Here is an 11,922-nt window from a genome sequence, read left to right on the forward strand (position 1 = left end):
CTCACCTCTCCCGGCGGCTCATCGGAAACCCGATCCCTGCAGCTCCGCGCGCAGTTCCGGGGTGAGCAGCTGGCCCACACGGTCGACCAGGAGCGTCATCTCGTAGCCGACCAGTCCGATGTCGCAGTTGGGCGCGGCCAGCGTCGCCAGGCAGGAGCCGTCGCTGATGGACATGAGGAGCACGATGCCGCGCTCCATCTCCACCACGGTCTGCACGACCTCACCGGCCTCGAAGCACCGCGCGGCGCCCTGGGTGAGGCTGATCAGCCCGGACGCGACGGCCGCGAGCTGGTCGGCGCGGTCCCGCGGGAGCCGGTTGGACGCGGTGAGCAGCAGGCCGTCCGCGGACACCACGACGGCGTGCGCGACGCCGGGCACGCGCTCGGCGAAGTTCGAGACCAGCCAGCCGAACCTGCTGGGCTGCGACTGGGGTGCCGTCACTGCTCCTCCTCCTCGGTGTGCGGTGCGGCATGGTGTGCCGGGCCGCTCGTCGGGACCTCGCCGGCGGGGCCGCCGTCGGGTCGGGGGACCGGGCGGGTCGACCGACCGTCGGCCACACCGCGCTGGTAGCTCGCCAACCGGCCGCGCACGGCCTCCGCGCTGCGGCGCGGGGTGCCCAGGGCGCCGCCGGCCTCGCCCGCCTCGGCGACGGGGGCCGGCGACGGGCTCGGCCGTGCGCTGCCCGGGACCAGGTGGGCCCGCGGGCGGCGTCGGGGGAGGCCGGACTCGGTGGTCCCGGCGTCGACCGCGGCCAGCGACGGGGCTCCGGCGTCGAAGCCGCCCCGGCCCGCGCTCGCCCACTCCGGGTCGATGCCGCTCGGGTCGTTCGGCTCCGGCTCGCGGAACCAGACCGAGGCCACCTCGTCGAAGATCGGCGTCCGCTCCCGGTTCGGGAGCACGGCCGCGGGGCGCCGCGGCAGGCCCTCCGGCGCGCTCCGGCCGGGGAGGCCGTGGCCGTTCCCGTTGGTGCCGTTGGTGCCGTTGCCGTGGGTGCCGTTCCCGTGGGTGCCGTTGGTGTGGCCGGCGCCGGGGCCGACCGCCGCGGGGTGCGCGGGGGCCACGGGGCCGGCGTCCGGCGCCGGGCCGGCCGGCGCCGCGGTCTCGTCGGCCTCGGCGAACAGCTCCTCGCCGGTGGCGGGCTGCTGGGCCGCGGGGGCGTCCTCGGCGGGTCCCGCGGCGGCGGCACCGTCGGCGTCGGCGAGCGGCCGCGGCCGCAACCGGGGCGCGGAGCCCGGGCGCAGCAGCGGTCCGCCCTCGGGCTGGCGGCGTTGGGAGAGCGGTCGCAGCGGCAGTCGCGCCGCCGGCCGGGGGGCCGCCACCTCCTCCTGCTCCGCCGGGGCCTCGGGCGCGTCGGGCTCAGCTGCGGGCTCCTCGGCGGCGTCGGGCGTGGCCACCGGCCCCGCCTCGTCGACCGCCGCGGGGGCCGTGGTCCCCGGCTCGTCGTCGCCGGCCGGGACGGCGTGCCGGTCCCCGACCGCCTCGGCCTCGGCCGGTTCCGCCGCCTCGGTGACCTCGGCGTCCGGCGTCACCGCGGGCGCCTCGCCCGTGGTGGGCCCGGGCGGGGGGACGACCTCGGCGCCGTTCCACATGGTGGGCGACGGTGCGGGCGGCGTCGCCGGAGGCGTCGGGCCCGGCTCGCCCGCGGCGGGCTGCTCCGGGCCGTCCTCACCCGGATGGCTCCAGGGACCGGGGCGCGGCCCCTGGTAGGGGGCACCCGGCCGCGCCGGCATGCCCGGGTGACCCGTCGGACCGCGCTGACCGGGAGGCGGCGGGCCCGGCTCGCGGCGCCACCAGCCCTCGGGCGGGATGGCACCGGGCCGTGGCCGCGGCGCCGGTCGGCCGTCGGGCCCGATCGGACCGGGGCCTGCGGGACCGGGACCGGCGGGACCAGGGCCGGCGGGGCCGGGCTCGGGCGCCAGGAGGCCGTGACGGCCACCCGGACCGGCCTGCTCGGCCTCGCCGGTCTCCGTCCCGCCCTCGTCGACCTCGGGCTCGCCGTCGGGACCGCGCCACGCGTGGGCCGCGACGGCGCGCGTCGGGATCGCCCCGGCCGGCGGGCCGGCGGGCCGGTCCGGGCCGGCCTCGGCGACCGGGGCCTCCTCGGTGGGCTCGGGCGCGTCGTCGGCGCCGGTCTGGCTCCAGACGGTGACGCTCTCGTCGCCGGTGTCGTCCCCGACGACCGAGGCCACGCGGTCGTCGTCCTCGTCGTCGGCGTCGTCGGGCTCGGCGTCGTCCGGAGCCCCGTGCGCGGCGGCGTGCTCCGGCGGGCCCTGGGGCGGTCCGGAGCCGGCGTCGGGCCCGGCCGGCGCGGCGGCGTCGTCGAACGTCGGGGCCGGACCGGACCGCATCGGACGGCGCGGCAGCGCCGAGGCGAGCGAGCCGCCCAGCCCGTTGCGCCGGGGCTCCTGGCCGTCGCCCGGCGCGGGCTCGGCCGGGCCCTGCGGCGCCGACTCCCCGCCCTCCGGGTCGACCGAGGGGGCGAAGAACGCGGCCGCCCCCGCCGCCGCGGCCCCCGCCGCCGCGGCACCGCCACGGGCCGCCGGGCGACGCGGCAGCCCGCCGCCACCCTCCCCGGGCCCGCCGCCCTCGCGGGGCTCCTGGCGGGGGATCGGGGTGCCCGCGGGCTCGGGGCGGGCCGAGCCGTTGGTGGCCGGCGGCCCGAACGGCGCCTGGCCCGGGGCGCGCACCGGCAGACCGGTGCCGCCGAGCGCGCGCGTCGACTGCGTGCCGCCGACGCGGTTCCCGGGGCCGCCGGAGAGCACCGCCGACGACGGGATCCGGACGGCGGCCACGACCCCACCGCCGTCCCGGGTCCGCAGCGAGACCCCGATGGCGTGGCGCGACGCGAGGCGGCCGACCACGAAGAGACCCATCCGGCGGGACGCCGAGACGTCGACGGTGGGCGGCGACGCGAGCCGCTGGTTCGCCTCGAGGAGGTCCTGGTCGGTCATGCCGACACCGCGGTCGGAGATCTCGAGGACGACGGTGCCGTCGTGCTCCGGGCGCGCGAGGACGTCGACGCGGGTCTCCGGGGCCGAGAACGCCGCGGCGTTCTCCAGCAGCTCCGCGACCAGGTGGACGACGTCGCCCGCGGTCCGGCCCAGCAGCTGGACCGACGGCGGCGGGGCGAGCTCCACCCGCTGGTACTGCTCGACCTCGGACGCCGCGGCCCGCAGCACGTCGACCAGCGGCACCGGGCGCCCGCCGCGGCGGGCGAGGTCGGTGCCGGAGAGCACCAGGAGGTTCTCGGAGTTGCGGCGCATGCGCGTCGCGAGGTGGTCGAGCTGGAAGAGCTCGGCGAGGGCCTCCGGGTCCTCCTCCTTGTTCTCCAGCTGCTCGATCAGGCGCAGCTGGCGCTCGACGAGGGCCTGCGAGCGCCGCGACAGGTTGACGAAGATGCTGTTGAACGCGGTGCGCAGGCCGGCCTGCTCGGCCGCGAGGCGCACCGCCTGCCCGTGCACCTGGTCGAACGCCCGGGCGACCTCGCCGATCTCCTCGCGCGTCTCGATCGGGGTGCGAGCCACCTCGGTGTCCGGGGCCTCGCCCTCGCGCAGACTGCGCACCGCCGCGGGCAGCCGGCGCTCGGCCACGTCGAGCGCGGTGCGGCGCAGCAGCCGCAGGGGCCGCAGCAGCGAGCGGGTCACGAAGAAGACGACCGCGGCACCGGCCATGAGGGCCAGCAGCAGCACCACCGAGGCGACGCCGGCGGCGTTGCGCGCACCGTTCTGCAGCGCGGCCGCGTTGGCCTGCAGCCGGCCGCGCAGCTGGTCGGAGACGTCGGTGACCTGCTGCTGGACCGCGTTCGACGCCGAGTCCCAGTCCTGGGCCGAGACCTGCAGCGGCAGACCCGCGCTCCCGCGGCCGAGGACGACCTGGGCGAGACGGTCGCGGGCGTCGACGTCCGGCCCGACGACGGCGTCGGCCAGCGCCGCGTTGTCGGTGCCGACCGCGCTGCGGAACTCGTCGACGGCGATGCTGCGGCGCAGCGTCGCGTTGCGGGCCTGGTCGATCGACGGGGCGTCGATCCGACCACCCGCGATCGCCGAGGCTACGACCGCCTGGACGTACGCGTCCTGCTCCCGGATCTCCGAGAGCGCGTAGAGGCCGGTCGACAGACCCGCGATCGACGGGTCCGCGGCCTCGCGGGTGAGCGACTCGTCGAAGGTCAGCACGGCCGACGTCGCGTCGGTGTAGCGGGAGATCGCGCCCGCCGGGTCGACGCCGCCGCCCCGGACGTCGTCACGGACCCGGTCGAGCTGGCTGATCGCGCTCGAGGCGTCCCGGTAGGAGGAGCGCGTCTGGTCGTCGACCGAGTTCGCCGACTCGTAGGTGCTGCGCAGCCGGGCGAACTGGTCGTTGGTGTCGTCGACCCGGTCCTGGACCGGCCCGAAGCCGCCCGCCCGGTTCGTCGCGAGGAACACGGCGGCGGCACGCCGCTCGGCGTCGAGGGAGGCGAGCAGCCGGGCGCTGTCGCCCTCGAGCGCGACCGCCTGCTGCACGCCGTCGTACGAGCGCGCCTTCTCGGTCTGCTCGACGATGCGCAGCACCCCGAGCGTGATGACGAACAACGTCGGCACCAGGAGGACGGCCGCGAGCTTGACCGGCAGGCTCCAGTTGCGCAGGGCCAGCCGCTCGCCCAGCGGCACGCGGTCGGACGCCCCCGGGTCGGGCGCGCCGCCGGCGCGGGCGTCACCTCGCGCGTCGGGTCTGCGGACGGGAGCGGTCACGCGCTCATCCTTCCCATTGCACCGGTCGGTCGGTCGCCTGCCGCGACACGCGGCCCCTGATCGGACGCCTGCCGCACCCTCTGTAGTTGTCGATGGGCTACACTCCCGACATCCCTCCCACCGCGGGGCCACCGGAGTGATGGCGACCCGTCGCGAGAGGGTGGTGCGAACGCGGAGCGTGCGCACAGCGTGGTGGAGAGGCGCATCCGTCGATCCGTCGCAGGGGTTGACCGGCTCGCGCGGACTCGGTCCGCCGGACGCCGGGCTCGGGGTTGGGTCGAAAGGGGCTCGGGCAGGTCGGCCGGACGCAGGAACACGATCAGTGCGCCCACGGCGGCCCCGTCGGGGTGGTGTGTCACTCCTCGGAGCAGGTGTCGGTGGCCGGGAAGTGTATCCGCACCCCCTGACGAGGACAGCAGCCCGTCGCGGACACCGCTCGTCCGCGCCGGAACGATCACGCGACGTGGCCGGTCAGGCCCCTGGGGGCGCGGTCCGAGTGATCGTCTGCGCGGGCGAGGACAATGGGATCCGACGGCGGGTCGCCACGCCCGCCGTCGGTACCGTCGTCGAGCGCCTCGGAGGAGGACCGCAGACCGTGAGCACCCCCGGGACCGGACCGCTGATCGTCCAGTCCGACAAGACGCTGCTCCTCGAGGTCGACCACGAGCAGGCCGGCGCCGCGCGCACCGCGATCGCGCCCTTCGCCGAGCTCGAGCGGGCCCCGGAGCACGTCCACACCTACCGCGTCACCCCGCTCGCCCTCTGGAACGCCCGCGCGGCGGGCCACGACGCCGAGCAGGTGGTCGACGCCCTCGTCACCTACTCGCGCTTCGCCGTCCCGCAGGCGCTGCTCATGGACGTCGTCGAGACCATGGGCCGCTACGGACGGCTGCAGCTCACGAACGACCCCGCCCACGGGCTCGTCCTCGTCTCGTTCGACCGCGCGGTGCTCGAGGAGGTGCTGCGCAACAAGAAGATCGCCCCGATGCTGGGCGACCGCCTCGACGACGACACCGTGGTCGTCCACCCGTCGGAGCGCGGGCGCCTCAAGCAGATGCTGCTCAAGGTCGGCTGGCCGGCCGAGGACCTCGCGGGCTACGTCGACGGCGAGGCGCACCGGATCGAGCTCGACCAGACCGGCTGGGAGCTGCGCGACTACCAGGCCGCGGCCGTCGACGGCTTCTGGGCCGGCGGCTCCGGCGTCGTCGTGCTGCCCTGCGGCGCCGGGAAGACCCTGGTGGGCGCCGCGGCGATGGCCAAGGCGGGCGCGACGACGCTGATCCTGGTGACCAACACCGTCGCGGGCCACCAGTGGAAGCGCGAGCTCGTGGCGCGGACGTCGCTCACCGAGGAGGAGATCGGCGAGTACTCCGGCGAGCGCAAGGAGATCCGGCCGGTCACCATCGCGACCTACCAGGTGATGACGCGCAAGACCAAGGGCGAGTACCGGGCGCTGGAGCTGTTCGACTCCCGCGACTGGGGCCTGATCATCTACGACGAGGTCCACCTGCTCCCCGCCCCGGTCTTCCGGATGACCTCGGACCTGCAGTCGCGGCGCCGGCTCGGGCTGACCGCGACCCTGGTCCGCGAGGACAACCGCGAGGGCGACGTCTTCTCGCTGATCGGCCCGAAGCGCTACGACGCGCCGTGGAAGGACATCGAGGCGCAGGGCTGGGTCGCGCCGGCCGACTGCGTCGAGGTCCGCGTGACGATGACCGAGAACGAGCGGATCGTCTACGCCACCTCGGAGGCCGACGAGCGCTACCGGATGTGCGCCTGCGCCCGCACGAAGATCCCGGTGGTCCGCTCGATCCTGGAGCGCCACCCCGACGAGCCCGCCCTGGTGATCGGCGCCTACCTCGACCAGCTCGACGAGCTCGGCGTCGCGCTCGACGCCCCGGTGATCCAGGGCTCGACCCGCAACAAGGAGCGCGAGGACCTCTTCGACAGGTTCCGCCGGGGGGAGATCCCGGTCCTCGTCGTCTCGAAGGTCGCGAACTTCTCGATCGACCTGCCCGAGGCGTCGGTCGCGGTCCAGGTGTCCGGGACGTTCGGGTCACGCCAGGAGGAGGCCCAGCGCCTCGGCCGGCTGCTGCGCCCCAAGGGCGACGGGCGCCAGGCGCACTTCTACTCGGTGGTCTCGCGGGACTCCGTCGACGCCGAGTACGCCGCCCACCGGCAGCGCTTCCTCGCCGAGCAGGGCTACGCCTACCGGATCGTCGACGCCGACGACCTCCTCGGCCCGCCCGTGCCCGAGGCGGACTGACGTCGCTCAGCGGCCGTACCAGGGGATCTCGGTGCGGCCGCCGGGCGCCGGGGCCGCCGGGGCCGGGCCCGGGGCGGGACGCGAGGGGCCGACGCCGAAGCTGCGCGGGTCGTCGACGTCCACGATGCGGCGGCCGAGCGGGGTCAGCGAGACCGGGACGAGCTTGAGGTTGGCCCACGCGAACGGGATGCCGATGATCGTGACGGCCAGCGCGATCGCGGTGACGACGTGGCCGATGGCCAGCCACCACCCGGCCACGACGAACCACACGATGTTGCCGAGGGTGGACCCGATCCCGGCCTCGGGCCGCCGCTCCAGCCGCTGGCCGAACGGCCACAGGGCGAACAGCGCGATCCGGAACGACGCGATCCCCCACGGGATGGTCACGATCAGCACGCAGCAGATGACGCCCGCGATGACGTAGCCGATCGCCATCCACACCCCGGCCAGCACCAGCCAGACGAGGTTCAGCAGGATCCGGATGCCCTCCATGGGTCCAGCATGCCCGCGTCGGCTGAGCTGGCCCTGAGGACTCGGGGAACTATTTTCGGGCCGTCGGGTCCTGGTGCGTGCGATCGGGCCCGGGTGGGCGGCCGCTCCAGACTCCATGATCACCAGGATGACGAGCCCGCGGACGCCCAGCCTCCACGGCCTCGTCATCACGACGATCATGGAACTCGGCGGAGCCGACAGGGCCTCGGCTCCGTCCAACCCCCGTGGACATCCAACGGTTCCTCGCCACCCACGACGGCGTGATCACCCGGGCCCAGGCCCGCGCGTGCGGGCTCAGCGACGACCAGATCGCCCGCAAAGTGGCTTCGGGCGAGTGGATTCGCCGCGCACCCGGTGTCTACTTCGCGATCGCCTGGGCGTGGACCGTGACTGCGCGCGTCCGTGTGGCGGGCGAGTGGGCCCGCCCGACCGGAGCGCTGGGGGCGACCGCGGCGGCGTGGTGGCTCGGTCTCGGCGTCACCGATCCCCGTCCCCTCACGGTCATACTCCCCCGCGGCTGTTCCAGGAAGTCGCCGCGCGGTGTCACGGTCGTGCAGCGGGACCTCCGCGGGGACCGCGTCGAGCACCGTGGGTTGCCGGTCGTGGGCCGGGCACTCGCGACGCTCGACACGGCCGTCGCGCTCGGCCCCGAAGGCCAGACGTTCCTCGACCGCGCCCTGCAGCAGGGGCAGGTCACCCTCGAGGACCTGCGAGCGGCGCAGTCCCGCCACCTCGGCCGACGGGGTTCCGCGGCCGCGCACCGGTTGCTCGTTCGGGCGGGCGACCGCGCCGCGTCGGAGCCCGAGCGGCTCGTCGCCGCGCTGCTCCGCCGAGCCGGCGTCACCGGCTGGACCCTCAACCACGAGGTGACGCTGTCGACCGGGCGCCGGGCGCTGCTCGACATCGCGTTCCCGGACGTGAGGTTCGCCATCGAGGTCGACGGGTGGGCGTTCCACGTCGATCCCGAGCGCTTCGTCGGTGACCGGGTGCGCAAGCGGACACTCGTGGCGGACGGCTGGACCGTCGTCGAGGTCACCTGGGACGACCTGCTGAACCGGCCCGACGAGGTGATCGACCAGGTCCGGCGCGTCCTGGCCCGGCTACGCGCGTGACCGCGGCCGAGCATGATCGGCAGCACGACGAGCCCCTGGGGCGCCCAGCCGTCAGGAGCTCGTCATCGCGATGATCACCGGCGACCGGGCCCGCACACGACAAAGGGCCGCACCCCCGTGGGGGTGCGGCCCTCCGTGTGACTCGGGTGGACGGACTAGAAGTCCATGCCGCCCATGCCGCCCGTCGGGTCGGCGCCGGCACCGGCGCCCGCCTTCTCGGGCTTGTCGGCCACGACGGCCTCGGTGGTGAGGAACAGCGCGGCGATCGACGCGGCGTTCTGCAGCGCCGAGCGGGTCACCTTGGCCGGGTCGATGATGCCGGCCTTGACCAGGTCCTTGTACTCGCCGGTGGCGGCGTCGAGGCCCTCACCGAGCGCGAGACCGCGGACCTTCTCGGCCACGACGCCGGGCTCGAGGCCGGCGTTGTGCGCGATCTGCTTCAGCGGCGCCTCGAGCGCGGTGCGCACGATGTTGGCACCGGTGGCCTCGTCCCCGTCCAGCCCGAGGCCGGAGAAGACGTCGCCGACCGAGGCCTGCAGCAGGGCGACGCCACCGCCGGCGACGATGCCCTCCTCGACCGCGGCCTTGGCGTTGCGGACCGCGTCCTCGATGCGGTGCTTGCGCTCCTTGAGCTCGACCTCGGTGGCGGCACCGGCGCGGATCACCGCGACGCCGCCGGCCAGCTTCGCGAGGCGCTCCTGGAGCTTCTCGCGGTCGTAGTCAGAGTCGGAGCGCTCGATCTCCGAGCGGATCTGGGTCACGCGACCCGCGATCTGCTCGGCGTCGCCGGCACCGTCGACGATCGTCGTCTCGTCCTTGGAGACCGTGACCTTGCGGGCACGGCCCAGGAGCGAGAGGTCCGCCGACTCGAGCTTGAGGCCGACCTCCTCCGAGATGACCTCACCGCCCGTGAGGATCGCCATGTCGGCGAGCATCGCCTTGCGGCGGTCACCGAAGCCGGGGGCCTTGACGGCGACCGACTTGAAGGTGCCACGGATCTTGTTGACGACCAGGGTGGCCAGCGCCTCGCCCTCGACGTCCTCCGCGATGATCGCCAGCGGCTTGCCGGACTGCATGACCTTCTCCAGCAGCGGGAGCAGGTCCTTCACCGACGAGATCTTCGAGGACATGAGCAGGACGTAGGGGTCGTCCAGCTCCGCCTCCATCCGGTCCTGGTCGGTGACGAAGTAGGGCGAGATGTAGCCCTTGTCGAAGCGCATGCCCTCGGTGAGCTCGAGCTCGAGCCCGAAGGTCTGCGACTCCTCGACGGTGATGACGCCTTCCTTGCCGACCTTGTCCATCGCCTCGGCGATGAGCTCGCCGATCTGGGCGTCGCCGGCGGAGATCGACGCGGTCGCGGCGATCTGCTCCTTGGTCTCGACCTCCTTGGCCGACTTCAGGAGCTGCTGCGAGACGGCCTCGGTGGCCTTCTCGATGCCCTTCTTCAGGGACATCGGGTTGGCGCCGGCGGCGACGTTGCGCAGACCCTCGCGGACCAGCGCCTGGGCGAGGACGGTCGCGGTGGTCGTACCGTCACCGGCGACGTCGTCGGTCTTCTTGGCGACCTCCTTGACGAGCTCGGCGCCGATCTTCTCCCAGGCGTCCTCGAGCTCGATCTCCTTCGCGATCGAGACGCCGTCGTTGGTGATCGTGGGGGCGCCCCACTTCTTCTCCAGGACGACGTTGCGGCCGCGCGGGCCGAGGGTCACCTTGACGGCGTCCGCGAGGCTGTTCATGCCCCGCTCGAGGCCGCGGCGGGCCTCCTCGTCGAACGCGATCATCTTGGCCATGCTTGGTGGTCCTCCGATGAGAGACACGTGTGCTCGGCCAGGCGCGGTGCCCGCGACGGACGACCGGCTCCGTTCCGCCGGCCTCACCGTCCCGACCTGGCACTCGAACATAGCGAGTGCCAATCACGAGTCTGGCACTCGGGTGGGGTGAGTGCAAGCGACTCAGGACCCTCCGGCCCGGTCAGGTCAGCGCGAGGACCAGGACCACGAGGAGCACGACGACGACCGCCCCCGCCACGGCCAGCACGACCACCGGCCGCCGCGGGCCGCCGTCGCGACCGAAGGCGCCCAGGTCGGCGGGCGCCGCTGGGGCCTGGACGCGCCGCGGCGGCGGGCCGGGCGGCTGCCGGCGCGGGACCGGTCCCGTCGGGGGGCGCGGGTTCCCGACGACGGGTCCGGTCCCCGGCCGCGGTCCGGCCCCGTTCCCGCCGCCGCGAGGGGGCGATCCGGTCGCTCTATCCGCACCAGGGTTCCCCTCGCGCGGGTGATCCGGCCGCACCGCCCCACGAGGGGAGGATCCCGTCGCTCTATCCGCACCGGGGTTCCCCTCGCGCGGGTGACGGGGAGGTCCCGGACGCCGGGCCAGCGCCGCCCGCGCCGCCGCCACCAGCTCGCGGGCGCTGCCCGGGCGGGCGGCCGGGTCGGCGGCGAGGGCCCGCCGGACGAGCTCGTCCACCTCGCGGCCGAGCGGCGGCGCTCCCGCGGCCGCCGTCGCGAGGACCGCCGTGGCCGCGGGGACCTGCCCGGCGAGGTGGGCGTCGATGACCTCGGTGACCGTGCCCCGGTAGGGCGCCCGGCCGGTGAGGCAGGTGAAGAGGACGCAGCCCAGCGAGTAGAGGTCGGTGCGCGCGTCCACCGGCTCGCCGCGCAGGTGCTCCGGCGCGGCGTAGGTGGGCGAGCCGAGGAAGTCCCCGGCGCCCGTGCGGTGCCCGGTCGCGCCGCGGTGCGTGAGCCCGAAGTCGGCGAGGTAGGCGTGCTCGGACCCGGCGCGGCCCTCGACCAGGACGTTCGCCGGCTTGACGTCGAGGTGCACCAGGCCGTGGGCGTGGACGGCGTCGAGCGCGTCGGCCACCTGGTCGAGCAGCCGCAGCGCGCGCTCCGGCGCCAGCGGGCGGCCACCGATCAGCGACGCGAGGTCGCGCCCGTCGACGAAGCGCATCGCGATGTAGAGCCGCTCCTCGCCGCCGGGGCCGGGCGCGCGGTCGACGTCGTAGAGCGGCACGACGTGCGGGTGGTCGACCGCGGAGGTGTTGCGGGCCTCGTCGAGGAAGCGGGCGCGGAACTCGTCGTCGCCGGCCAGCGCCGGGTCGATGACCTTGAGCGCCACCCGGCGGTCGAGCCGGGTGTCGGTGGCCCGGTACACCGTGCTCATCCCGCCGCGGCCGATCACCGACTCGACCCGGAACCGGCCGAGCGCGGTCCCGACGAGGTCCTCCTCGGTGCGCGTCGGGGTGGCCGACCGGGAACCCGGCGGCACTCCATCCGACGGGGGGACCGACACGGCGCCGAGGGTAGTCGCCGGGCACCGCCGCACG

At 75.3% G+C, this 11,922-nt stretch carries 6 protein-coding genes and 1 pseudogene; 2 read left to right on the top strand and 5 right to left on the bottom strand.

Features of this window, described 5'->3' with window-relative positions:
- Positions 1 to 18: 18 nt before the first annotated feature.
- Both HH311_RS04405 and HH311_RS04410 read right to left on the bottom strand, forming a co-directional pair.
- Complete coding sequence (locus HH311_RS04405) at positions 19 to 441, bottom strand: roadblock/LC7 domain-containing protein (protein ID WP_169182283.1); 423 nt, start codon at positions 439 to 441, stop codon at positions 19 to 21.
- Positions 438 to 4,727: a nitrate- and nitrite sensing domain-containing protein gene (locus HH311_RS04410; RefSeq protein ID WP_169182284.1), complete on the bottom strand. Its 4,290-nt coding sequence runs from the start codon at positions 4,725 to 4,727 to the stop codon at positions 438 to 440. Before HH311_RS04410 ends, HH311_RS04405 begins: the two co-directional genes overlap by 4 nt.
- Before the next feature lie 595 nt (positions 4,728 to 5,322).
- Here HH311_RS04410 and HH311_RS04415 point away from each other — a divergent pair.
- The gene (locus tag HH311_RS04415) at positions 5,323 to 6,993 is read left to right on the top strand and encodes a DNA repair helicase XPB (protein WP_169182285.1); all 1,671 of its coding nucleotides are present in this window, start codon (positions 5,323 to 5,325) and stop codon (positions 6,991 to 6,993) included.
- Positions 6,994 to 7,107: 114 nt separating this feature from the next.
- Here the strand turns inward: HH311_RS04415 and HH311_RS04420 are convergent.
- A pseudogene (locus HH311_RS04420) lies at positions 7,108 to 7,476 on the bottom strand (YccF domain-containing protein); the annotation flags it as partial.
- Positions 7,477 to 7,709: 233 nt separating this feature from the next.
- Between HH311_RS04420 and HH311_RS33100 the strand changes: the two are divergent.
- Positions 7,710 to 8,597 carry a type IV toxin-antitoxin system AbiEi family antitoxin domain-containing protein gene (locus HH311_RS33100; protein WP_169182287.1) on the top strand — a complete coding sequence of 296 codons (888 nt, stop codon included), beginning with the start codon at positions 7,710 to 7,712 and terminating at the stop codon, positions 8,595 to 8,597.
- A 155-nt stretch (positions 8,598 to 8,752) separates the two neighbouring features.
- Here HH311_RS33100 and groL read toward each other — a convergent pair whose 3' ends face one another.
- Together groL and HH311_RS04435 are read right to left on the bottom strand one after the other, a co-directional pair.
- On the bottom strand, positions 8,753 to 10,387 hold the full coding sequence (groL, locus tag HH311_RS04430) for a chaperonin GroEL (protein WP_169182288.1): 1,635 nt from the start codon (positions 10,385 to 10,387) through the stop codon (positions 8,753 to 8,755).
- A 181-nt stretch (positions 10,388 to 10,568) separates the two neighbouring features.
- Entirely contained in the window at positions 10,569 to 11,888 is a 1,320-nt protein-coding gene (locus tag HH311_RS04435; RefSeq protein ID WP_312029942.1) for a serine/threonine-protein kinase, read from the bottom strand.
- Between the last annotated feature and the right edge of the window lie 34 nt (positions 11,889 to 11,922).

Source organism: Actinomycetospora sp. TBRC 11914, from assembly GCF_012933465.1.
Lineage (GTDB): Bacteria > Actinomycetota > Actinomycetes > Mycobacteriales > Pseudonocardiaceae > Actinomycetospora.